The organism is Ruminiclostridium papyrosolvens DSM 2782 (assembly GCF_029318685.1).
Classification (GTDB): Bacteria; Bacillota; Clostridia; order Acetivibrionales; family DSM-1351; genus Ruminiclostridium; species Ruminiclostridium papyrosolvens.
The window spans coordinates 1,210,687-1,235,670 of record NZ_CP119677.1 but is presented as its reverse complement, the minus strand read 5'-3'; the positions used below and the strand labels follow the sequence as shown (position 1 = coordinate 1,235,670).

General features: G+C 37.1%; 26 protein-coding genes. 1 reads left to right on the top strand and 25 read right to left on the bottom strand.

The genetic code is table 11. The features are described 5' to 3' along the window. Window positions 1–102 precede the first annotated feature (102 nt). From P0092_RS05435 to P0092_RS05415, 5 genes are all read right to left on the bottom strand, one after another. A complete protein-coding gene (locus P0092_RS05435) occupies window positions 103–996 on the bottom strand; it encodes a dihydrodipicolinate synthase family protein (RefSeq protein ID WP_004616981.1) in 894 nt (297 codons plus the stop codon). Between the two features lie 21 nt (window positions 997–1,017). After that, window positions 1,018–2,745: a dihydroxy-acid dehydratase gene (gene ilvD / locus P0092_RS05430; RefSeq protein WP_004616980.1), complete on the bottom strand. Its 1,728-nt coding sequence runs from the start codon at window positions 2,743–2,745 to the stop codon at window positions 1,018–1,020. Window positions 2,746–2,813: 68 nt separating this feature from the next. Further along, window positions 2,814–3,503 carry a FadR/GntR family transcriptional regulator gene (locus P0092_RS05425; RefSeq protein ID WP_004616979.1) on the bottom strand — a complete coding sequence of 230 codons (690 nt, stop codon included), beginning with the start codon at window positions 3,501–3,503 and terminating at the stop codon, window positions 2,814–2,816. A 269-nt stretch (window positions 3,504–3,772) separates the two neighbouring features. Further along, on the bottom strand, window positions 3,773–5,638 hold the full coding sequence (locus tag P0092_RS05420) for a sialate O-acetylesterase (RefSeq protein ID WP_004616978.1): 1,866 nt from the start codon (window positions 5,636–5,638) through the stop codon (window positions 3,773–3,775). A 38-nt stretch (window positions 5,639–5,676) separates the two neighbouring features. Next, window positions 5,677–5,892: a hypothetical protein gene (locus tag P0092_RS05415; protein WP_004616977.1), complete on the bottom strand. Its 216-nt coding sequence runs from the start codon at window positions 5,890–5,892 to the stop codon at window positions 5,677–5,679. A gap of 157 nt (window positions 5,893–6,049) precedes the next feature. Between P0092_RS05415 and P0092_RS05410 the strand changes: the two genes are divergently transcribed. Next, window positions 6,050–6,967, top strand: coding sequence for a DDE-type integrase/transposase/recombinase (locus tag P0092_RS05410; protein ID WP_004616976.1), 918 nt, complete (start codon window positions 6,050–6,052; stop codon window positions 6,965–6,967). Window positions 6,968–7,326: 359 nt separating this feature from the next. On the opposite strand, the gene P0092_RS05405 is transcribed toward P0092_RS05410, so the two are convergent. The 20 genes from P0092_RS05405 to P0092_RS05310 form a co-directional block, all read right to left on the bottom strand. After that, window positions 7,327–8,364 carry a cysteine peptidase family C39 domain-containing protein gene (locus tag P0092_RS05405; RefSeq protein WP_004616975.1) on the bottom strand — a complete coding sequence of 346 codons (1,038 nt, stop codon included), beginning with the start codon at window positions 8,362–8,364 and terminating at the stop codon, window positions 7,327–7,329. Window positions 8,365–8,469: 105 nt separating this feature from the next. Next, a complete protein-coding gene (locus tag P0092_RS05400) occupies window positions 8,470–9,489 on the bottom strand; it encodes a BtrH N-terminal domain-containing protein (RefSeq protein ID WP_004616974.1) in 1,020 nt (339 codons plus the stop codon). Beyond that, complete coding sequence (locus P0092_RS05395) at window positions 9,486–10,262, bottom strand: alpha/beta hydrolase (protein WP_004616973.1); 777 nt, start codon at window positions 10,260–10,262, stop codon at window positions 9,486–9,488. The genes P0092_RS05400 and P0092_RS05395 overlap by 4 nt, the downstream gene beginning before the upstream one ends. Window position 10,263: 1 nt before the next feature. Further along, a complete protein-coding gene (locus P0092_RS05390; RefSeq protein WP_004616972.1) occupies window positions 10,264–10,908 on the bottom strand; it encodes an L-threonylcarbamoyladenylate synthase in 645 nt (214 codons plus the stop codon). Between the two features lie 30 nt (window positions 10,909–10,938). Then, complete coding sequence (locus P0092_RS05385; RefSeq protein WP_004616971.1) at window positions 10,939–11,640, bottom strand: dTMP kinase; 702 nt, start codon at window positions 11,638–11,640, stop codon at window positions 10,939–10,941. 7 nt (window positions 11,641–11,647) lie between these two features. Beyond that, window positions 11,648–12,262, bottom strand: coding sequence for a FumA C-terminus/TtdB family hydratase beta subunit (locus P0092_RS05380; RefSeq protein ID WP_004616970.1), 615 nt, complete (start codon window positions 12,260–12,262; stop codon window positions 11,648–11,650). Between the two features lie 17 nt (window positions 12,263–12,279). Further along, window positions 12,280–13,155 (bottom strand): fumarate hydratase, encoded by an 876-nt coding sequence (locus tag P0092_RS05375; RefSeq protein WP_004616969.1) that lies wholly within the window; start codon window positions 13,153–13,155, stop codon window positions 12,280–12,282. Between the two features lie 22 nt (window positions 13,156–13,177). Then, window positions 13,178–14,335 carry a nucleotidyltransferase domain-containing protein gene (locus P0092_RS05370; protein WP_004616968.1) on the bottom strand — a complete coding sequence of 386 codons (1,158 nt, stop codon included), beginning with the start codon at window positions 14,333–14,335 and terminating at the stop codon, window positions 13,178–13,180. Between the two features lie 118 nt (window positions 14,336–14,453). After that, entirely contained in the window at window positions 14,454–15,608 is a 1,155-nt protein-coding gene (locus P0092_RS05365) for an aminotransferase class V-fold PLP-dependent enzyme (RefSeq protein ID WP_004616967.1), read from the bottom strand. A 44-nt stretch (window positions 15,609–15,652) separates the two neighbouring features. Next, window positions 15,653–17,443, bottom strand: coding sequence for an HAD-IIIC family phosphatase (locus P0092_RS05360; RefSeq protein ID WP_004616966.1), 1,791 nt, complete (start codon window positions 17,441–17,443; stop codon window positions 15,653–15,655). Window positions 17,444–17,471: 28 nt separating this feature from the next. Next, window positions 17,472–17,717, bottom strand: a complete 246-nt coding sequence (locus P0092_RS05355) for a phosphopantetheine-binding protein (RefSeq protein ID WP_276187096.1) — start codon at window positions 17,715–17,717, stop codon at window positions 17,472–17,474. Window positions 17,718–17,772: 55 nt separating this feature from the next. Next, window positions 17,773–18,042 (bottom strand): putative Se/S carrier protein, encoded by a 270-nt coding sequence (locus tag P0092_RS05350; protein ID WP_004616964.1) that lies wholly within the window; start codon window positions 18,040–18,042, stop codon window positions 17,773–17,775. A gap of 13 nt (window positions 18,043–18,055) precedes the next feature. After that, complete coding sequence (locus P0092_RS05345; protein ID WP_004616963.1) at window positions 18,056–19,543, bottom strand: class I adenylate-forming enzyme family protein; 1,488 nt, start codon at window positions 19,541–19,543, stop codon at window positions 18,056–18,058. A gap of 5 nt (window positions 19,544–19,548) precedes the next feature. After that, window positions 19,549–19,797, bottom strand: coding sequence for an acyl carrier protein (locus P0092_RS05340; RefSeq protein WP_004616961.1), 249 nt, complete (start codon window positions 19,795–19,797; stop codon window positions 19,549–19,551). Window positions 19,798–19,847: 50 nt separating this feature from the next. Beyond that, window positions 19,848–21,410 (bottom strand): bifunctional metallophosphatase/5'-nucleotidase, encoded by a 1,563-nt coding sequence (locus P0092_RS05335; protein ID WP_004616959.1) that lies wholly within the window; start codon window positions 21,408–21,410, stop codon window positions 19,848–19,850. 33 nt (window positions 21,411–21,443) lie between these two features. Then, window positions 21,444–22,277, bottom strand: a complete 834-nt coding sequence (locus P0092_RS05330) for an ABC transporter permease (RefSeq protein ID WP_004616957.1) — start codon at window positions 22,275–22,277, stop codon at window positions 21,444–21,446. Window positions 22,278–22,282: 5 nt separating this feature from the next. Continuing rightward, a complete protein-coding gene (locus P0092_RS05325; RefSeq protein ID WP_004616955.1) occupies window positions 22,283–23,071 on the bottom strand; it encodes an ABC transporter permease in 789 nt (262 codons plus the stop codon). Beyond that, window positions 23,010–24,059 (bottom strand): ABC transporter ATP-binding protein, encoded by a 1,050-nt coding sequence (locus P0092_RS05320; RefSeq protein WP_004616953.1) that lies wholly within the window; start codon window positions 24,057–24,059, stop codon window positions 23,010–23,012. Before P0092_RS05320 ends, P0092_RS05325 begins: the two co-directional genes overlap by 62 nt. A gap of 90 nt (window positions 24,060–24,149) precedes the next feature. Beyond that, a complete protein-coding gene (locus P0092_RS05315; RefSeq protein WP_004616951.1) occupies window positions 24,150–24,797 on the bottom strand; it encodes a response regulator transcription factor in 648 nt (215 codons plus the stop codon). A 7-nt stretch (window positions 24,798–24,804) separates the two neighbouring features. Further along, window positions 24,805–24,957, bottom strand: coding sequence for a hypothetical protein (locus P0092_RS05310; RefSeq protein WP_004616950.1), 153 nt, complete (start codon window positions 24,955–24,957; stop codon window positions 24,805–24,807). Window positions 24,958–24,984 lie beyond the last annotated feature (27 nt).

The window sequence follows — 24,984 nt, the reverse complement described above, 5'->3', positions numbered from 1 at the left end:
AACCATCACGTCAATTAAACTTTTGCGAAATTTGCTTCACCATATAAATAGAGCAAAATACCCACGGTGTGAGCAAAAGTGTTATTTTTACAGGCTTGCAACTTAGATTAAACCTGACTTTTCCATAATGGCTTTGAGTTTTGAAATATCCTGTTCATTTGCCATTGGCAAAGGGAAGGAACAGTAATCCTTTACGGAGATACCCTTAATCATCAGTGCTTTTTTAATATAAGGAACAAAAGGCTTTCCTACTTGATAAATATCCATAAGACAATCTATCTTCCTTTGAATATCTGAAATTGTTCTTATATCTTTTTCTTTGAAAGCCTTTACCCATGAACTGCAAATTTCAGGAACAAGATTTGACAATCCGCCAATACATCCGTCCCCTCCTGACATTACATTATGAGCAAAGTTGTCATCAAATCCTGAGTAGATTCTAAAATTCGGGAATTCCGGCTTGATTAATTTTATCAATTCCCTTGTATGATCCATCCCCGGTATAGTATCCTTGTATCCCACAATATTTTTGTGTTTTCTCAAAAGATTTAAAGTCACCTCAGGAGAGATATCATAACCTGTACGATCCGGAAAACTATACAGATACAAGTCACCCGGGCATTCATCGGCTACTTTGTCGTAATACTCCTCAACACTTTCCTGGCTCAATCCGAAATAATACGGTGAAATCACCACTATACCGTCTGCACCCTGTTCGCAAGCATATTTGGAAAGCTCTATTGTCTCGTTTATATCCATGCTTGCAGTTCCAACCAGCAGTTTTGTCCTACCGTTGATTTCCTTAACAGCAAATCGAATGAGTTCCTTTTTGCTTTCCACCGGAATTGCAAAAAACTCTCCTATGCTTCCCAGAATCAAAATACCGTCAACTCCACCCTTTATCAGATGGTCATACAGATTATGGAGTGACTGGGTATCAATTTTTTTATTTTCATCAAATATAGTAACTGCCGGGGTAATGTATTCACAATTCATCTTTGTATCTCCTTTTTTTTATTAGTAGCCTGCACCTTCCATAGCAGAAAGGGCGGATTCGGTATATCTTTTCAGTAAACCTTTTCTTACAGGTGGAAGAACTTCTTCCTTATTTTTTTCTCGTTGGTCAAAAATTCTCTGAATCTCCTCCAAAGGCATTTCCTTTTGCTGTATACCTACAACGTTAAGACTCCTGTTTTCAATGTCATACTCTATAATGTCTCCGGTTTCAACAAGTCCCAAAGGCCCTCCTGCAGCAGCCTCCGGCGAAACGTGTCCTATTGCCGCTCCCCGTGTGGCTCCTGAAAACCTTCCGTCTGTCACAAGAGAAACCGTGCCGTTCAACCGCTTGTCGCACACGATAGCTTCTGTCGTCATCAACATTTCAGGCATTCCGCTGCCTCTTGGGCCCTCATAGCGGATTACTATAATTTCTCCGGGGTTGATTTCATTATTCACCACTGCACTGTAGGCATCTTCCTCGCTATTGTATACTCTGGCAATACCTTTGTGTTTACGCATACTTTCCGTACAAGCTGAATACTTTACTATTGAGCCATCCGGTGCAATATTTCCTTTTAAGACAGCGATAGAACCCTTTTCCTTGACTTCATTCAAAGGTGTAATAACATCGTCTCTCTTCAAACCGTAATTGGAAAGATAACCGATATTTCTGTCAAAAAAGTTATCCCTTTCCAAATCTTCAAGGTTTTCTCCCAAAGTCTTTCCTGTTACAGTCATTACATCCAGATGCAGATATTCTTTGAGCATTAATTGTACCATTGGTATTCCCCCCGCAAACCAGAAGGCTTCTGTAAGGTGCTCTCCGCTTGGGAATATATTGCCTAAATGCGGAATCATATGGTTTATTTCATCGAACATATCCGGCGTCAGTATAATACCAAGCTCCCTTGCAATAGCAGGTAAATGCAGTGTTGCATTGGTGGAACCGCCGATTGCGCTATGGACAATTATTGCATTTACAAATGCCTTGTTTGTCATGATTCTGTCAGGAGTTATACCTTTTTCAACCAGCTCAAGGATTTTCCTGCCTGCCTTTCTTGAGTAAGACAGAATGTCTCTCATGGTTGCAGGAACCAATGCGCTTCCCGGCAGTGCCATTCCGAGAGCCTCCGCCATACACTGCATAGTGCTGGCAGTTCCCAGAAAAGTACATGCTCCTACAGATGGGCAGCCTGTCAGCTTGTAATCACGAATCTCCTGACTGCTTATTTCTCCCTTTCGTTTTTGCCTCAGAGAGATATCTCCTGCAGCCAATGAAGTAGTCATATTGGGGCCGGGTCTCATACTGCCCCCCGGTATGAAAATAGCCGGAATATCAAGTCTTGCAGCTGCCTTTAAGTGAGCGGGAATAGATTTGTCACAGGACGAGGATAAAATTAACCCATCCCATGAAACCATACTTCCCTGCACTTCAACCATATCGCAAATAGCCTCACGGGATGCCAGTACGTAATTCATACCCTTGTGTCCCTGTGCACACCCATCGCAAATATCTGTCGTATGAAACCTTGCAGGACAGCCTCCTGCCTCGTAGACACCGATTCTTGCCTGTTCTGTCAGCTGATTCAGATGAGTACTTCCCGGATGGCTGTCTCCAAATGCATCTTCTATTAATATCTGAGGTTTATTAATATCCTCCTCATCCCAGCCGGAACCCAGTTGGAGTGCATCGAACTGTGCCCAGAGCAGTCTCTCTGATGAGCTTTTTTGTTTTATTTTATCCATATTAACCTCCCTGCCCCCGTTATGCCGGACAAACTATCCCTTTCGGCATACATAAAGTATTTGGTTGCTTACATATTAGTTTCAAAAGTATTGTATAAGTCTTCCATATGTTCATCCATTATTCGTTTTGCCTCAAGAGAATTACCGTCTTTAACAGCTTCAAGCAGCAATTTGTGATAATAGATTCCCGCACTGTTACCCCTTTTTGTAACAATTTGAGAAAATGCCCTGTTTAATACATCACTAAATATATAGAAGGTTTGAATTATAAGAGAATTTTTAGTTGTATTGGCAAGGAGCAAATGAAAATTCAAATCTGCCTTGGAGAACTGCTCCAAATCGTCCTTAACCTTATCCATAGCCAAATATGCCTCCTCAAGCTTTGCCACGTCTTCGGGAGAAGCTTTCTTTGTGGCAAGTTCAGCTACATTGCCTTCCATTACTCTTCTGTATTCTAAAATCTCCTGCAGAGAGTTTTCTTTTAAATAAGCGATTGGTATTAATGAATTCATACTTATTCCCGGTAGTGCATCGGTGATAAATGAGCCTTCCCCAAACCTTGTTTCTATCAAGCCCAGGGATATCAGTTTCTGTAGTGCATTCCGTACCGTAACACGGCTTACTCCCAGTAATGCAGACAATTCATTTTCAGAAGGGATTTTTTCTCCTTTCTGCCACTCATTATTTAAAATCTGCTCCTTTAACTGCTCAAAGACCTGTTCGCTTACACTTTGACGTGTAACCTTCTTAATTGGCATTTAATATCACCTTTCAATTACAAAAAATTTCTTAATACCTGTAAGTTGTCTACCTGTATTACAGGTTATAATAATATATTACCTTACACAATTTAAAATGTCAAAGAGGATGTCACAAAAGGAGTGTCTGCTGCAAACAGGAAGTTTTTCTTTTTAACACCGATACTCCCGTATAAAATTATATCAATGATTGCTCCCAAGCTTCCATTGATATAATTTATACTCAGAAGTACATGTTGAGAAAATAAAAATTAATTTTGCGGCATCAGCTATTCCGTTGTAAAAGGAGACGCCGGCAAGCCTTCACGGTTATACAGGTTGGCATCTGCCGGATTATCGGCCCAGCCGTACCTTACATAAACCGGATGAGATATAGCTTCACTCCAGACTGCCACATCATCACCTATAAGCTCCGCATTAACACGGACATATACTCCGTCTGCTCCTGCTATAGCAAAAGCTCCCGGATGTTCTCCGTTTTTAACAACCAAACCGCTTCCTGTATCAGTGAAGGATATAATTATTTTGCTTCCTTCTATTCTGTGGGACTTATACATTGGTCCGAATGCAACAACGGTTTCGTCCCCATATACAGTTTTTATGGCTGCCAGTGCCAAGCGGTTTCCCACATCCTTTTTATTTACAGGATGGATATCATTCCATTCTCCAAGGTCAATTGCCACAGCCATTGCTGTACCAGATACGGACAGTGTCCTTCGCTGGGCTTCCCTCACCTGTGCCCAATCGCTTTCCACAGGTGTTTCTGAGGCCTCCATAAAATTGGGCAGCTGAACATACAAAAACGGCAGTTCTCCCATATTCCATTTCTGTCTCCAGTCAGAAATCAATCCTTTTAAAAGGCTCTCATATTCTCCGGGATTCTTGGTATTGGCTTCACCTTGATACCATGTGAAACCCTTTAATGCATAATTTGTTACAGGAGCAAGCATCCCGTTGTACAAGCCCAAGGGTCTCCACTGAACAAAGGCCTGTGGCGGCATTGGACTACTTTTTGCACCAATCACACACTGCCATTCACCCACTAAATCAATAATGCTGTCTCCGATTTCCAGTTGGTAGGGCTTTTCTTTGTAAAATCCACCTTTACCGGACGTATTTACCACTCTGAGCAGTATTGTATTTTTACCTTCCTTCAGCAGTCCATCCTGAATATTATACTTCCTGCTAATATACTGATTTGGCGTTGTTCCTATCTCAACATCATTTATGTAGGCAATATCTTCATCAACAATATTTCCAAGTACAAGTCTTGCAGATTTATTTGCGGGATTAAAGGGAATATTGATTTCCTTCCTGAACCAGACCACACCGTTGAAGTTGCCCAAGCCCTCGTCTTCCCAATATGAAGGTACTTTTATAGTCTTCCATGAGGTGTTGCTGTTTTCTATTCCCCTATCCTTTTTGTTTAAATCAGCGTACCAAGCTTCGGTGGAAGCCTGATCCTCGCTCAGTACTTTGTACAGATAAGCTCTGTTACTAAGCTGTTTTGCTGCTTCATAATGTTCCGGGAACTCCTTTAAAGCATTTTCACTGAGCCAGGCTTCTGCCGGTGAACCTCCCAAGCTGGCATTAATCAAGCCTATGGGAATCCGGTACTTTTCAAACAGCTTTAAGGCAAAGAAATAGCCTACTCCGGTAAAATCCAAAATCTTTTCAGGGTTAGCGGACTCCCAGCTTCCTGCTTCCAAATCCTTTTGAGGATTTTCAAAGTCATATCTGACAGGAATGCAGAAATGCCTTATGGAATCATTGCTGCAACTGCTGATTTCTTCCGGATATGTATCCTTCAAAGAATCCATTTTCATTTCCATATTTGACTGACCTGAGCAAAGCCAGACATCGCCCAGAAGAATATTCCTGACAGTCAGCTTTTCCCCGGACTGTGCACTCTCAATATCCATGTTATAGGGTCCGCCTGCCTCTGCGGCTTCAAGTATAACAAACCACTCTCCGTTTGCGTCTGCACAAGCATGGTAGACTTTACTCATGAAGCATACAGTAACAGCCTCTCCGGCAGGCGCCCATCCCCAAACCTTTACCTCTGTGTTTCTCTGTAGTACCATGCCATCGCTGATGATACGGGGCAATCTTATTTTAGAACAAATATAATCCAATTTTAGCTCCTACTTTCAACGGGTATTAATTGCTTTATTTATATACTATCAACATAATTATCGTATATACGGTTCCTTCTTATACGTTCTTCGGGACTGAGTTTTTGCGCATCTGCAATCTCATAGCCCCCAAATGTATCGTAAAGTCTTGATGAAGGGTCAACCTCCACAAAGGTACACCATGGAAGCCAATGATACTGGCTTTGCAGCATTTGTCCCGCAATGTATCCGCTTTCATGGCCCAGCCCCGGCATTATATAGGTTAGTGTAAACTAAATTACACTTAGTTTATATTGAACATGCTATTTATCAAGGGATTCAGAAATTTTTGATATAAAAATACAATGCCCCCCTCTTTTCCTGTATAATTGAGACTCCTACATCACAAATCCCATGAAGGAAAGTGTCATTGTGAACTCAATTATAACAGTTTTAATAGCATATAATCAATTTTTACTTTCTCAAATACATAAATTACTTGTTTTTATTGCGAAAAACATACCACTTAATGCTCCTAAAAACAACTTTACCAGTCCCAAATACAACAAATACAGTGTTGACAAAGCTCCTATTATTAAGCACTTTGATCGCTTCGATTACAAAAAGCTTTTGGCTGAATATGAACCCGTTGTCTTTATCTGCCCTCACTGCGGTCATACACTTGAGCTAAAAAAAACCGTAAGCATTTTAATATTCACAAATGCATCAACTAAACCCTTCGTTGACAATTTTGATTACAAGCCTTCAAACCATCTTGCAGCTGACGAAACCTATACTAAAGTCAAAGGTGACCGTCATTATGTCTGGTTTGTCATGGATGCTCTAAAAAAGTCTATTCTAGGCTATCAAATATCTTATACCAGAGACATAGGTCCTTGCGTTCTGGCTATGCGTATGGCTTTCAGCAAGTTTAAACAGTTCCCCGGAAAAACTCTTAAATTCGCGGCTGATGGATACACCACCTACAAGCTCGCTCAACAATTATTTTCCGAAACGGGGATGGATTTTAACCTAATCCAAGTAATCGGTCTTACAAACGCTGATCCTGTTTCAACTGAATACCGCTGGCTAAAGCAGATTATTGAACGTTTTAACCGTACCTTCAAGTTCTCTTATCAAGTAACTAACGGCTATGGAAGCAGAGAAGGCTCAAAAACCCATGTTGCATTATTCGTGGCTTACTACAACTTTTTAAGACCTCACCCTTACACCTACTGGCAGCCGCTCAACTCAATACCTGAGCTTGATAAGCTGCCAAATATGCCTGCTAAGTGGCAGAAACTAATTGAATTATCACAACAACTGACCTTGTCAAAGCAATCTGTATAGTAGCGTTATGCCGCGAAAGTCTCTTGTTAATGAGGCTACGGCATGTTAGGCTGTTTTGCCATGCGCATCATCCATTCGTTTGAAAATGGGTGTGCTTGTGATGCCTTCACACATGCCGTAAGAGGCTTGTTAGCAAAAGAACCGTGGAATAAATGTGGAAATCACTACTTTAAATTACAATTTCTGGGTATATTCTTCACTTTTCAATGTGCTATACTTTTAAATCATTTTTTCATAACTTAGTTAACACTACCCGTATTCTTCAAATACATCCATTACATTTTTTATTGCTTGTTGAGTTAGCAGATTTGAATAAAAGTCCTTTCTAGTGATAGCGCGTCATAAGAATATTGAATACCCTATCCGATAAACTGCCTAAATTGGCTATATAATAAATCACTATATGTGGTTTCGTCCTCGTAAATAGTATCTAATATCTGCTTGATTTTGTTGCATTTTTTATCCATGTTTTTTTTATTCAAATTATAATGGCAAACCGTATTTCTAATGAGTGTCCAATTTTGTAAAATTGTATTTAGTTTGCTATCAATTTCTGATTGTATATTTTTATCAAAAGTATCATATTGGTAAAGATTTTTAATCATAAAGCATTCAGAACCTCTTTTATATATTACGCTGGAAAGGATTGCTTCAAAGGATGATACATTTATAAAACTTTCTAAATCCTCACTAAGAACTTTAATTAAATTTAAACTTTTATATCGCTCTTCTGCTTTAGATAATGAATTTTTAAAAAATTTCCTCAGAACTTTAGAATTATATTCTTCATCAAACTTCAGATTAGTACCTTCAAAGCAGTATTCACGAAAGTATAGTGAATCTTTTCTAAAATTGCAATATTCAAATATACCTTTGCAATACTGTACAATCATATCATAGGAAACTATGTAAGTCTTATATCCATTATAATCGTCAATAGTATATACAACTTGATTTTCATCATCGAAACCATATACAAGACAAGCATGAGGTGCATGTCGGTTATTATAATAAAAAAATCTTCCTTTCTGATAGAATAAATCCACAAAAAGAAAAATGGGCCTATTATTCATTATGGATTCTCTTATACTTTCAACTAATAAATCCATTTTAGGCTGTTTTTCTATAATATCTATTCCTAAGCCTTTCAATATATTTTCTCGTTTATCAAATAAAAGTGTATCTATACAAAATACTGGGCATCCGAAAAGATTTCGATCATCATCCGCGAAGTTATAGACAAAGTAAAAATTATATATAATTTCCAAACCGCATAGACCAAAATAGTTTAGTGTAGCTAAATCGGACATACTCATACAATCACCATAAGGATCCTCAATTCCTAACATGTCCTTCATTCCATAAAATGCTTTCATTGGTTCTAGTACTTTTTTCATAATAAACCCTTTCTATATTTATTATTGACTCAAACTTCACACATAGATTTTGCTATTTTCTCGCCTCGTTGTATATTTGTAATGTTTTCTGTAATTCCATCAAACTCACGTAATCTTTACTTTCTCAAGATACTGCAAGTAGTTACTAAATGTCTTATCCTGTAACTGTATTGTATTATTTGCTATTTCGCATATAGCAGGTATCATTCTTTTCCTCTTGGTCAAACCGGCTTTAGTTACATTAAGAGCAAGCTTGTCCCATTCCCGTCTCAGAGTCTGAAGTGATTCCAACACCGTATCGTAGCCTTCTATTTGGAAATTAGCATTATTTCTGATGAAGCTTATCATATTATCAATAATTACCATTGCACTCCTAATTTTAATAGTGAAATTTATGTTTTCACAAGTCTTTGCAAATGAATCTTCATCAAGGGCCTCCAATTTATTCAGGTCGCCAACAAACCTTTTAAAAGCAAGATTTCCGAAAAATTTATTTCCTGTCATAGCTCCTTCCATAAAGGCTTTCAAATTATTTATAGTGGTATCAAGAACCATCTTCTTACTTATAAGGTTTGATGTTTTATCAGTATCAAACCATACAAATCCAAAAATGCTTTTCCTAATATCCTCAATTGAGGCAGGCCCTTGATATTTTTTCATCCTTCCTGAAGAATCTTTGAAATATGCGTCCGCAACATACACGATGCCTTGTTCGGAGTCTATACCATACATAAGAATACAATGCCCTCTATTTTCATCGCTTATCTCCCTAAAGACATTACTGTAATTCAAGTTCGCAGTTCCTACAAACAGTATGACAACATTGTTATCAAGTACCGCATTGCAAACCTTTTGGAAAAGCTCATCCTTATCTTGCTGCATGTAACACATATTTATTTTAAAAAGGTTTTCTCTTGCCATATTTTCTATAACATCGTCAAGACCGCTGTATCCTATACGATTCAAGTCTGATTCGTATACGACATTAAATCCATTGCACAGCATAAATATATCAACACACGATAAGTCATATTTTTGATGTCTTAATGTGTCTTCTATGGCTGAATACAAGCAAAACACACCGTCTTTTATGTACGTTTCTAATTCAGGTATGATAAATTTCATACTCTCCCCCCTTTAGAATTTGCATTGGAGAAATACTTAATAAGTGTTTCATAAAAATTGTGCGGGTTTTCTTCTATCATATTATGTCCACTGTTTTTAATATATTTTATTGGTATGCCCGTATCACGCAGATAATCTTGAGACTTCCTTTTTCCAAGGTTTTGCTCACCGTAAACATACATTTTTCCAGTGTCAAGCATGATGAATCGTTCAAGGATATTATCGGTTTGACATACTTCTACCAGACTTTTTGAGGACTCATACATAACATAAGCGTTTGTCATGCATAGACTCTCATAAAATGGAATTGTGTGATATTTTTTTTTGAGGAATTTGAAGCCTCCCCGGTTGAAAACTTCATACCCCATATTATAAATAGATGCTGATAGCTTGCAATCGTCCAAGGTAAGGTTGCCCTCACAATTAATAAATGACTTTACTTTCATACTTTCGCATATATACTGGGCTACAACTCCTCCCATTGAATGTGCAATTATATGAGTGGTATTTATACCTAAGTAGTCAATTAAATGAAGACATGCTACGGCTTGAGATTTGATGGAATAGTCAAATTCCATCGGTTTGTCTGAGTTACCGTATCCAACAAGGTCTATAAACAAAACATTGTAATTCTTTCTAAAGAAATCATATTTTGAAATATTACTATAAATCCTGCTAGATGAACCTAACCCGTGGATAAGTAGTACACATTCTCCACCATTTCCTGTAACTTCATAAAATATGTATACACCATTATAGTTATAGAAACTCATATCATACCTTCCTTAAGGCTGGTATCCCTTTTGCATCCAGAACCTTGTTTATTTCAACCAGCGGAAACATTGGCGATTCCCTCATAATACTGATGCTGTCATTCCTTATATCCAACTGCGTTGTGCCTTTGTTGCCCCGTTCCTCTCCACTATCAATAAATAGTTCAACTTCATCTTCAAAAAAGCTTATGGCCTGCTCAAGCGTGGTAGCTTCAGGAAACCCTGCCTTGTTTGCCGATGAAATGGCAAGCACAGTGCCGCTTTCCTCATAAACGTCTTTAGTCTCATTATCCTGCCAGAAAACACATATAGCATCACTATTTGGAACTGCATCTGTAAAAATATCACCTTTTTTATTTATAAGGAAACTGACTTTACCCGGAAGTAATGCATCGATAATACTTTTATAAGTTTCATTTTTTATATGACAATATTTATCTATATCCTTTTTATCTATAATCAATGATAACGGCTTATCTTGAGGACTCTTTCGGATTTCTCTAAGTCTCTCAACAGCTTCCTTGTTGAAAGCATCACAGACCACTGCATACACTGCATCTGTGGGTACAACAATGACCTTTCCCCTCTTTATCGCCTCGCCGGCTAATTTATATGTTTCAGCACATGGCTTTAAAACTTTATACACTTTAACTCCCCCTTACTGTATAATTTCTATCTATTTATTGATAAACTGTTCCTGACTTTTATTGGTATCTCCGTATTTTAACATTAAATATTGATCCAACATTTTAATCACATTAACCTCATCATTTTTTATGATAACAACATTTGTATGACCAAGGAGGTTACTTTTTCGCAAAATCTTCATATATTCACCCCTGAGCTTCATTAGATAATACAAATTTTTGTTTTTCAGAAGCTTGTTGCGCTTAATGTATTTATTTGTATGAAATAAAGCCTTACCTCTCGTAAGTATTCTTTCATAGCACAATTCACAATTTGTGTCATAGAAGAATAGCATCTCCGGCTTTCTTACCAGGGTACAAAGGTATTTACCGGGTAGCACACTTGAGCCGTTAACTATATCACGGGTTAAGGCTGTGTATACATACCTGTCTGCTATAACTATGTTGCCCTTGTTTAGAGCTGGTAATATCCTTGTAAAGTAGTCAATGCAAAAGCTAATCCACTGCAAAATACTGTATATAGTTGATGTAAGCATTTTTAAATTGCAGAGTGCTTTAACAATTTTTCTGATTTTTTCATTTGAATTCCACTCAACAATTTGCACATTGTATTGCGCACTTAGGTGATTATATATCTTTGCAATACTTTCACTTTTTCCTGAACCGCTGATTCCTTCACAGACTATTAAAACACCTTTTTGAGTATTGGTTTTATAATTATGCTTATCCATAACGGACCTATTTACTTTTACAATGTGTTTGCTTACTTATAGCTTCAATCATGTCTTTGGAATTTTTTCTTGTTTCCTCAAAAAGATTTCTGCCTTTGGAGTCAATACCTACAATCAGTGGACCAAGATTATCGCATTCCATGACCCACATGGCTTCAGGCATACCTATTTTATCCATCCAGTACTGATGAGTGACCTTGGTAACCCTTTGAGTGTGTACAGCAGCACAACCATGGGCAGCAAGAAGATATACCATAGTGTGCTTTTTCATCGCTTCAGTAGTCGAATCACTCATACCGCCTTTTCCTATGAGTATTTTGACACCCATTTCACCAACCATGTCAGTGTATGGATCCATTCTTATGCTACTGGTAGGACCAATTGAAATTACTTTATATTCCCCACTTTCCCTATTTACACTAATGATTGGGCCTGCATGAAATATAGCCTGGCCATTAAGGTCTTCATCAAATTTTCCATTACTGTCAAGGAGCTTTTTCAGTTTATAATGAGCCATATCCCTTGCCGTATATAGTTTCCCGCTCAGATAGACTGTGTCTCCAGCTTCAAGCTTTGCAATGTCCTCATCTTTTAGAGGAGTCTTCAAATAATAGGTTTTCATGTAAATCCCCCCTTTCATTACATAAAGCTCAATTCTTCCACTCTTCCGTCCTTATATATCCTTATGCCCGCCCTTCGCGCAACCCAGCAGTGAAAATTGATTGCAACAGGACAGAGTGTTGTATGGGTGGCCGCAGTCTCAATATTGACTCCGAGTGTAGTTACTTTGCCGCCTGTACCACCCGAACCAATGTTAAGCGAATTTATTGCCTCAAGTAGCTCATCTTCCAGTTGTGCCAAGCGCTTGTCCTCACTCCTCTGCATCCAACCTCTCAGACTCATAGCTCTTCTGCTAAGTTTTGCAGCAACGTCCAACTGACCACCTATGCCTATACCTATTGCAGATGGTAGACATGCTGTACCCCCGGCTTCAACAACACATTCCAGTACGAATTTCTTGATGCCTTCAAAATTGTCACCTATTTCAGCAATAGTGAATACTTTAACTTTATTGTACAATTCTATACCGCAACCCTTTATGCTTGGGATGATTTCGATGTAATCAATACCCTTCTTATACTCGTACTCCATATTTGGCACACCACGCCCGCTGTTGTCGCCACTGTTTACACGTGTAAGAGGGTCAACCATACTTGGGCGCAAGTAACCTGCTTTTGTTGCATCTATTACAGCTTCCTTTAATATTTGCTCCAAATCCGAAATAAAGAAATCATCTCCAAAGGTTACGTATGTAGTAAGATATCCTGGAGATTGGCACAAAGCTTGTTTGCATTCCCTTGCAATACTTACATTTTCTATAATTGTTTCAAGTATCATTTTCGACGATTCATCTGTTTCTATTTCAACTGCTTTGTTTAGAAGGCATCGGCAGTCATCTGAAACCTCATATGAAATTTTAAATATTAAATCCCTTAAAACCTGTCTGTAATCCACACAAAATCCTCCCTTTATAAAATTAGGTTGACTGTTTCTTTGTATCCCAAAATCTTTTTTTGTTTGAAAGCATCTCCTCACTTACATCCAATACCCTGCTTGTCTCAAACATTCTGGTAAAGAAATCAAACTGCCATTTAGATGGCTTTTCATTCTCAATACCGTACTCATCAAGATATTCCTTGCTTTCAGGCTCTATTGCTTTCATAACGCCCTCTGGAATTACTTGTCCATACATAAGATTTACGTAATAGAATGCGTAATAAACTATGCTTTCACATCCTACCCTTTTACTAAAGGACACCAGCTTGTCCCAGTTGATCTTGTCTGAGAATTTTTCAACGAACATTAATATATCTGCAAACTTGTATATTTTAAGATCTCTCAGATCACTGACCCAGTGCAGCAAAGCAGCTTCCTTATACAGATGGCATGCCAGTTGTATCAAGAAATCTTCATAACCAAGAATAAGTGTCTTTGCACCGTCAATGTCAACTTCTATTGCTCTTTCAAGCAATTCAGGCGTATCTATTTTGCAAGGACAATTTCCTTTCCAGAGTACATCAAAGTTTAAATCCACTTGGAACATTGGTGTGAATGGGTTATCTGTCTTTTTAAGGCATTCCTGAAGTTCATTTGAGGCTAATTGTTGAAGCATTTTTTGCTTTCTTGTACTAGGTATAATATCTCCATTTTCATTTACTTCACCTTGAATATAACCTAATTCTTCCAATATATTTACTATTTTGTCTCCATCCCTTACATCTATGAGGAAATCAAGATCATTAAATGTTCTGGTCTCAACTGAAGGATACACCTTGGAAGCCAGAAAATTTCCTTTCAGAATTGCTAAACGAATACCATTTTCATTCAGTTTGTCAAAGATAACCTTTATCTCTTCAAAGTACGATTTATTCCTGATTGCATATACCTTGCTCTGCGTCTTCATGGCTTTGAGAACTTCTTCTTCGATTTTGTCCGTAAGCCTGAGGTTCTTTAAATGGTAATACATGATATTTAATGTTCTGTGGGTTATCCCTTGGTACAATATCTCTTTCCAATCTAGATTTCCATCCATGATAGTTTTAATTTCTTCTATGTGCTCTTCCTTTAATACTCCTCTCGAGCATAGTAATACCAATTGTCTTTCCTTTGTCAATTCATTTACAATTTGTGGCATTTTATATTCCCCCTCTAATTTGATACTTTTCACCTGAACTTATCAATCTGGTAAGTGGAAGTCCTTTTGTCCCCCCTTGAGTTAATATATTTTTGGAATTAGCATATTTTTGAAGTGTTTACAGCTTGTTTACGTTTAATGATATTTCTTTAAGTGCATTTATTGTTGCTTCTATTTCAGAAGCTGTATTGAATACGCCAACACTGCACCTTACTGCTCCTGTAATTGATGTACCTAATGTATCATGTGCTATAGGAGCACAGTGCATACCGGCCCTCGTCCCTATGTTATAGACCTTGTCCAAAACATAGCTTATTTCACTGGAGGGTACACCCTCGAAATTAAGTGCCACAATACCAGAATTTTTTTCTATATGATTTTTACTGTACAGCTTTACATTTTTTAGTTCTCGGACACCTTCAAAGAGCATTTTAACAAGTTGGTATTTATGTGCTCTTATATTTTCAATGCCTTTGCTATTTATGAAGTCAATACCATAGCCCAGACCCACTATACCCGGTGTGTTCAAGGTTCCGCTTTCCATAAGGTCAGGCATGAACTCAGGCTGTGTAAAATTCTCAGAATTACTCCCAGTTCCACCTTGCAGGATAGATTTAACTTTCAGTCCTTCCCTGATATACAAGCCCCCTGTCCCAACAGGTCCCATCAAGCTTTTATGCCCTGGAAATGCCAACATACTTATATTCATATCCTCAACATCAATGTTTATTGTTCCCGCCCCCTGTGATCCATCAAGCAAGTACATTATCCCGTTTTCACCGGCTATTTTGCCAATATCCTTAGCAGGCAGAAGTATTCCGTTTACATTTGATGAAAGGGTAGCTACTATTAGCCTGGTGTTTTTTTTGATGCTTTTTTGTATATCATCAGGGTCAATTTCACCGAATACATCACCGCTGACAACTGTGACTTCAACACCAAGGTTTCTTTCAAGCAGCTTAAGTGGTCTCATAACAGAGTTGTGTTCAAGGCTTGTTGTTATTACATGGTCTCCAGCTTTAAGGCTTCCCTTTATAGCTATATTCAAAGCCTCAGTAGCATTTTTTGTAAAACATATTTGCATAGGATTACTGATATTAAAGAACTTGCTTACTTTCTCACGCGCTTCCATTACAGCCTGTCCTGACTGTATTGACATTGAATGCCCACCACGACCGGGATTTGCGCAATATTCACGCATACACCTGTCCATTTCCTTATACACCTTATCGGGCTTAGGGTAAGTAGTCGCGGCATTATCCAAGTATATCATTTGAACATAACCTCCCTTAACATACTCCATTTATTACAATACAATTATAATAATTCAACTTCTGTTGTAATATTTTTGAAAAAACTAGGTATTTCGTATGTATAAGACTCTAAATCATATTTGTAAATAGATACTTCACTATTTTGTATCGTTGAAAATCCTTTGCTTTCATAGAAATCTTTTACCTGCATATTTTTATTTGATGAGATGTACTGTCCAAAAATAACTTTTTTACTTCTTAATTTGGATAATTTCATACACTCCATTAGTAAAACATATTCAATTTTTCTTCCTAAAGCTCTACATGAAAGTAAAAAAGTGTCGATTAATGCTTGGTCGTTCTCATATTTTAAAATACTAGCACCTACAATCCCCAAATCGCCAAATCTATCTTTTAATTGAATACATATCACATCATAGTCTTTGCTCTCGGTAAGCATCTTGATGTCATCTTCACTATATCTTTTTGTAGTTAAATTAAATTGGTTAGTTCGTTGAGTAAGTTGTGCAATGCGTGGAATATAGAAACTGTTTGAAAAATAAATGGACACTTCCATTTCTAAAGAGTTGTAATAACATTCCATATCTGTAAATTCTTGTGCAAATTTGTTTCGCTGTGCTTCTGTTCTATACATTTGTCCCCTAAGCTTGTCCTCGTTAGTAATGCTCAAAATATCAAACAGTCCACAAGAAGCAAGTATATCTCTATACTCAAAAGCTCTATTTTTTTGTAAGTGAATTGTCTCGACCTGTGGTAATGCATAATTAACCATCTCAATTTCGTGTTGGCTATCATCTACAAATACAATACTATCTAAACTAATATTTAACTCTTTTGATATCGAGCTAATATTTGTTGCTTTATCATCCCAATTAATTCTACTTGCGGAAATATGCTCTCGTTTCAAGACCATATAAGGATGATTCTCAAATACTTCCCAGACATCTTCCTCATTATTTTTGCTGCAAATAGTAAGAATTGTACCTCTATTATAAAGATTTAATATTTCCTGCTGAAACTCATGATATGCTAATCCCGGATAGTCTTTCCCCAATTTTATACCTAACAAGCTGTCTTCTCCAACTATTCCACCCCAAAGAACATTATCACAATCTAATACAATACATTTTTTACATTTACTTTTTGAAGTTTTTATATGTTTAAATATTTCATAACTAATTTCTCTACACGCTTCTTTACTGTAAGGTGCATGTCCAATATACCAAAATCTTTTATCGTAGAAATTTCTTGCCCCCACTCTAGCTATACATAAATTTATGTCAATATAGTAGGCATTAGTATTGCCAAAAAGGACTTTATTTAGTTGATTATTTAACCAATTTATTGTACTTATTTGATACATACTATTGGGTTTATCTAAAATTCCAGCTAATGGATAGATTGGCACTTCAAATCCACACCATAAAATTAATGCTTGTGTTTGTTCTCTAATTCCATTCAGGGTTTGTGTCATGTAGTTTACAATGCGCTCTTTCTCATTTTCAATTTCGCTTTGACTGCATTGTAAATAGTTTCTACTTATAATATTTGAAAGCGTTTCTAATTGTGAAAATACTAAAACGCAATCAACATTATTATTTAGCAAGTCAGGTCTTTTGCCCACCGCCTCTTGGAGTATGTTGTCATAATCTCCGAACATCACATTAGCTTTATATCCTATTTCCAACATAAAGTACCTTAGAAATGTATCTAAAATTGGCTCTAAAGTGATATTCCTAAGCACAGAAATATTCAGTGTCGGCAGTACATTATTTTTATTACTATTTAGTTTATCAACCACTTCTGAATATTCCATGTGAAGATAAGATTTCATTCATTCACCACCTTCAATACAAAAAAATTTAGATATATTTTTCAAAAGTTTTTTTAATTTTATTAATGGTATTAATATTTTCAAACAATAAATCTTCATCAATCAACTCTATATCGAATTCATCTTCAAGCAAAACCATTGCTTGTATTCCCCTTATAGACTCAAGTCCATATTGACCAATATCCTCATCATCTCCTATTTGTGATAATACATTAATATCCACATCCAAAGCCTTGGATAATATGTTTATAATGTCACTCCTTCTAAACTCCATTACGACATACGCCTCCTATTCTAATCAAGAAAATTCGCTCCGTGTTAATGTGTAGCTATAGATAATTCAATTTACTATTAAGAAACTCTCCTAGCATTAGTGCCTCCTCAGCGACTATACTATGTACTTCAACTTTTTTTCCTGATAAAAGTTGCTTTCCCAAAGATAAATCGGAATCTCTGATTTTTACAGCTTTTGTACATGCCATTCCTGGCCTTGGCGGGGCCGGAACAATCTCGGTCTTTATTCCGTTATCACGCATTATTTTATCAACCAGCATCATTTGACCTGTATTTTTCGCAATTATCAAATATGATTTACCCATTATTTTCACTTCCTTATAAAACCTTAGCTATCACAATAACTTTAGGTATCTTTACTCCTTCCATATGCGTATAACAAAATTCATAAATTTCTGCCTCGCTTATGCCAAAACCAGCTTTGGGTGTAACGGTAGCCCTTATTTTATGTCCTAATATATCATCCTGAACTCCGTCCACTTTAACGGACTGCACTTTTTCGTTTTTTAGGATAACTTTTTCTATCTCGGCAGGATAAACGTGAAAGCCTCCCTGGTTTATCATATTGTCAGCCCTACCTTCCCAATATATGTATCCCTCATCATCCATATATGCCAAGTCGCCGGTCTTTAAGCCATGAGTAGTAATAACTTCACTGGTTAATTCAGGCGAGTTGTAATAACCAAGCATAACATTAGGGCCTTGTACGTAGATTTCACCTATTTCGCCCGCTTTGACTTTATTTTCGTTTGCATCAAGAAGCTCTACAGTACAGTATTTAACCGGTTTTCCTACTGAACCTGCTTTTCTCAACATATCCTCGGGCTTTAAATGAAGCACCCTCGGCGATGCCTCTGAAAGACCGTAAATATAATAGAATTCTACCCCCTTGTACATGTCCAAGAGCTGCTGTACATCTTCTTTTATTAGCTTTGCAGCCCCGGTCTGGATATATCTTAAGCTGGATGTAGAATATTTTTCTTTCCTTCTGTACTCAACAATCTGGTGAAGCATTACCGGTACAGCAAAAAAGCCTGTAACATTATGATCCTGTATTGCTTTAAGTATGATGCCTGCATGAATGATACCATTTAGAATTACAATCTTAGCCCCTACGGAAATAGCGGCAATTATCTCTCCTGTCATAGTGCCAACTAATGCCATTGACTTTAAAATAAGTATATTGTCTTTATCAGACATTTTAAGGTATTCGATAATTGCATCCATATTAGAAAGGATATTTCCCGAGGACAGCATAATCCCCTTCGGCCTCCCATGCTTGTCCGACATATAGAAAATAGAAGCCATTTCGTCCTTAAGCCATATTGAGGCCGTAAAAATTTCAGGTAGGTCGCAATCTTTCACAAAATATGCAGCTTGATTGCAGGCATTATTACGCACCTCTGTACTGTCATTGCAAAAAAGGATGCTTTTTACAGATGGTATTGTATAAGAATTGATTCCAGCTATGAATTCACTTAAGTCACTCTTGGTAATTATAGCTTCTGCACCGCAGTGCCTGATAATTTCCTGCAGCTTTAAATCCTTTGCTTGAGGCGATACCGGTACAAATACCATTCCTGCCATATTTACCCCATAGATTGCCGCAACAACGTCCACAGAATCCTGCAGGTATATAATAACCTTGCTGCGCGGCTTCAGCCCAATGTCAAGAAGCTTTTCGGCTATTTTCTTTGAATAACTGAGGATCTCGGAATAAGTATATGTAAAACCGGCCGAATCAGTTACAGCTGCCTTTATACCATATTCAGACTCAGACTTAACCAGAGTATCATAAATATTCATGGCAGTTACCTCGATTCCAGCTTACTTGTGACATACTCTGTTATTAAATCAACGTTAGCAAAGTTCTGATGGCTGAGTGAGCTGGTGTCCACCTCAATATCAAACTCGTCTTCGAGATTTATAATCATCTCAACCAGCCTTATTGAATCAATACCATGATCCCTTCCAATCCATGATTTTTCTGTAACATTGTCGGCATTTAGTAATGCGCTTTTAGCAATAACTTTCATTACTCTTTCCTTAATATCATTCATTTGAGAATCCTCCTTAAAAATTAAGCTACTATATTACTTACTAACTACAATTATTTGTAGCGCTCATTAATAATTTTTATTCTGCCCTCCTCTTCGGGCGAGACTGTTCCTTTTCTTTTTATGTAATCTCCCAATATATCTTTCAATAACCCATATGTGCCTAACAGCTTAGATTTTTGAATTTCCTCATACCCGTCTCCTCCGTAAAACAGATAATCATTTGTCGCAACTTTGTAAATCTTTTCTTTATCTAATGGAACTCCGTCCTTTGTTACGCTTACAAGTCTTTCCCCTGCCATCTTTGATGCATCTATTACATAATTCATTCCTGAAACCTGCAGGAATCCACCGTTAAAAACTGTAGGATACCCCCTTAACCCTCTTTCAAGAGCCTTATATATCATATCTCCCTTCATTTCAACAACCACAAGGGAATTTACAAAAGGCAGCATTTTACCGATTTGATACATGTTTAATTCACCTTTAGGCAGGCTCTCTCTTATTCCACCTCCGTTCATTAGTGTCAAATCCGCATCCCCGGCTTCTCTTAGTGCATCAGTCAATAAATTCGCAAGATTTGTTTCCTTAGACCTTACCTGGGTTCTTATTCCGTTTAAGACTACATCTGAGCTTCCCACTTTTATTTTGGCACTTTTTAATGCTTTGGTACGATATGCTTCAGAAACCTTTTTGAGTTCAGAATCTTCCTTCGAACGGTCAGTTGTCGCCTCTACTTTCCAATCAATTTTTGATACTTTTCCTCCCTTGAAGTACATTTCGGCCACTCCAAGATGCGTAGAAAAACTGCCTGCTTCAGCCATGTATGTGTTATTAACTTTCTTTGCAGTTTTATACAAGTTGTGGTAATGTCCACATAAAACCAGATCTATTCCGTCAACTTTTTGGATAACGTTTTTGTCAACATCGTCTCCTAAATGTGAGAGTAATACAATTGCATCAACCTTACCTTTTAATTTTGAAACAACTCTCGCTGCGCATTTAATGGGATCATCAAACGTAACTGAATTATCGTGAACGAAATTTAAAGAAAAAGGAGTTGTAAGTCCGAATACACCAATTTTTTTGCCATTGACTTCAAAGATTTTATATTCATCAAATACCTGCTTTCCATCCTTGTATATATTAGCTGAAAGAATCGGAAAGTTAAGCTGCGATTTTATCTCTAGCAGCCTGTCAAAACCGAAGTTAAAATCATGGTTTCCCGGCACCATCGCATTATAGTCCATTAAATTGACACATTCTACAACGCCTTTCCCCTGATCTATATTCGCTTCGTTTGTACCATGGAACATGTCTCCGCAGTCCAAAAGCAAAGTGTTTTTATCCTTTGCACGTTCCTCCTTTACATATGAATTTAAAAGAGGAAGCCCCATAATGGTACTTAACTCGTCCAAGGTATAATATGTACCGGTTTCATTATCATAGACCATGTGTCCATGGATATCTGCGGTATTGGCTATTGTGATTTTACTGTCATAGTATCCGACCCTAAAAAGTATCTGGTCGAAGCTTACATATTTGATTACAAGATATACTGCTACTGCAATAATAAATAGGCCAAGTATTATTAGGTTGGTATATTTTTTTTTCATAATATTTTTACCCCAAAAATAAAATTTTGATTATCAGAACATAGAATTCCCGGTGCTTGAATAGTGTTTAAGGCCAAACAACCAGAATCTATATACAAGTACGAACATAATAACCCCTACAACTGGCGTCATATAAAGATAGCCGCTCCAGAACATAGACAAATCAGGTTTCCTAAGAAAAAATTGTGCCGGGAAATAGCTTACAAATGCGAAGGGAACTATAAAAATGAGCATTTTCTGTATGATTCCCGGATAAAAGCTTATTGGGTATCCCGCAAACCTTCTGGAATTAAAGAATATAAGATTCCTTAAGTTGATCGTCTTGACAGCCCAGAAGCTAAAACAGGAGGAAATCATAAAAAGTGAAGCCTGTATAATAGCACCTCCGACCAATGCCGCTATATAATATGTTATATTTTTATAGTTCCAGTCAATTCCAACATTAAAAGCTGTCTTTATAAAAAGTATTACTCCAACTACCCCATGCCCTATTGTTGCGCAATAATCTACTCTGGAGGCAACAATCTGGTACATCAATCCCAAGGGCCTTATAAGATACCTGTCAAGCTCGCCGGAGTAGACCATATTGTCAAAGTCCCGTATTCCGGTAAAAAGAAAAATGAAGAGGCTATAAGATAGGAATAAAAAGCTGTATAGGAAAAACATCTCATTCATTTCCCAACCCTTTATTCTTATTAACCTGGTGAGGATAAGATATATGACTATAATACTCACCATTTCCCTGCAGAACACTGCAAAAGCTAGAAAAAACCTGTCAAACTTGTACTCCAAAGCTGATTTCAGATTTAATTTGGAGAACCGGAAAAACAATGCCATCATGGAACTGAAAGAGTTATTTTGCTGCATAAAAATCAACCTCCTTGTACAACTAGTTTTTTTGTCGCCATTTTCCAAACTATGTGTCCGACTATCGTAAGCAAAGCTAACCATATTACCTGCTTCACTATACCGAATATTATCTCATCATAAGGCAGTAGTCCTAAATAAATGGATATTGGTACAAAATAAATTGATTCAAAGGGAGTAATTTTAGTAAAGGTATGTAGCCATTCTGGCAAAAACCATAGTGGAAAAAGCGCCCCTGACATTATTGATATCACTGCATCCTTTATAGTTACTATGCTAAATGTCCAATAGAACCAAAAAGAACTTAACCATACAATAAAATTAATACTGTACAAAACAAGATATCCAAGTATTGCACTTATACAAAAGAGGATTCCCGACTTCAGGTTAAATGGTGACAGTAGCTTGAATAATACAATTGAAACAATTAAAGCCGGAGTAAGCTGCATAATTACCCTGAAAGCAAGAGCTCCTATATTGTATGAAAATATATTTATCCTGAAACTTAGAGGTTTTAATAGGTCGGAAGATATCAAGCCACTGGTTATTTTGCTTTCTATCAGGTATTCTTCCATCATGAATATACTCTGCATAAGAAACCCCAGTATAATATAGGTCATAACAACCTTAAATTGTACACCACCGAGAACTTCTTCTTCCTCATATATTGCTTTCCAGATAGCGATATTGACAAATATCATTAATAGTGTATTAATCACGCCGGCAAAGTAATCAACGCGGTACACTATATTGTTCTGAAACGATTTTTTTGCAATCTCCAGATATTTTCTCACTAATATTGATACCTCCCTCATAAATTTCTCTTATTATAGCCTCTATTTCCGGTTCTTTGATGGTTAGGTCAAGTATCCCATACTTAGAGGTCAACTCTGCTATCAAACCAGAGACTTGTACTTCTTCCTTATCAAACCTGAGCCATTTCTTATTGCCCTGTTGATCTGCAAGTTGTACACCTGAAGGCAGCTCAATATCCCTATATAGTTGATTAAACTCCACAACCAAGGTTCTGTATTTTCCATACTGGTTCTTTATCTGATCAGCGGTACCATCATAGATTATTACACCCATATCGATTATTATCATTCTCTTACAGGTTTTTTCTATATCCAGCATATCGTGGGTCGTAAAGAGCATTGTAATATTCTTTTCTTGGTTAACACATTTTATAAATTCTCTTATCTTTTCCTTTGCAACAACATCAAGGCCAATTGTCGGCTCGTCAAAAAAAACTATTTCTGGGTCATGTATTAGCGATGCTGCTATATCCGCCCTCATCCTCTGACCAAGACTCAGTTGCCTCACCGGTTGGGATATAAATTCATTAAGTCCCAGCATACTGTTAAATATATCCATGTTTTCTTTGTATCTTTTTTCTGGAATTTTGTATATGTACTTCAATAATTCGAAAGTATCTATAACAGGTAAATCCCACCACAATTGGGTGCGTTGTCCAAAAACTGCTCCAATTTTTGAAGCGTTTTTTTTCCTGTCTTTATATGGTGACAGGGCTCCTACGCTTATTGCACCTGAAGAAGGTGATAGAATGCCAGCGAGCATCTTAATAGTTGTGGATTTTCCAGCACCGTTTGGACCAATAAAACCTACCATATCTCCCTTTGCGATTTCAAAGCTGATATTATCTACTGCCCGTTTTATCTTATACTCAGGCATAAGGAGACCTTGTACTGCACCTAAGATTCCTTTCTTTCTTACATTAATCTTATAATCCTTAACTAAATTGTTAACCATAATAAGTGCCATAACTACCTCCCCTTGTACTATTTTCTGCAAGCTTGCATCAGTGACTAATCCTTCGCAAAGCCTTCGATTTCACCAGACCTTTTAGTAGAATCAGCCATATAAATCACTTATAAAAATCTCGTTTTGAATTATTGCTTTTAGAACAGCTTCAATCCTCGTCCCCACATTAAAGATTTTAAAAATATTCTGAGTATGAAATCTGACAGTAGATAACGATATATTTAATTCATGCGCTATCTGTTCGTCAGTCATACCTTCTGCTATCCTTTTTAAAATCAGCTTATGCTGTTGCGTTAATTTTTTAGTCAAATCATTTCTAGTACCGGAAATTCCTTGAGTGTAGCTTGTACAGCACATATTTTTTGCTACTAAGTCTACAAATCCTTTTAAAGCACTTGATATGGGATGACCTGCACGTACTAAAGATACATATAGTTTCTTATAACCATCCCAAATGGGTACACAGTATTCATGCCATTCTGTTAATACATTGCAATAATGAAATTGTGGTTCCAGATATACGGGTGTGTTACTCTGTTTCGCAATAAATACAGCATTAGTCCCAACGCTTTTAATACAAAACGAAACTCCTGCTTTTAGATATTTTTTGAATGTACAATGTCCGCTTATATTTATCCATCTTGGGTAGAAAACGTCTAAAATAGTTAATTCTTCATTTAAAACCAGAAAGCAATAGTATCCCCTTTCCACTCTAATAGCATCACTATACTTATGCATGAAATCCTTAAAAATCGACAAATGCTCTTTTTTTTTCCATGTGTTTACGCAACTCATCCTCTGTAATTAGTTTTTGAGGTTCTTTAATATCCTTCGATATACCACTTTGTTCACAATTCGCCCAAGATTCAATAATACTTCGAAATATAAACTCATTCATTACTATCCCCCTCTTCCTTATCTTATA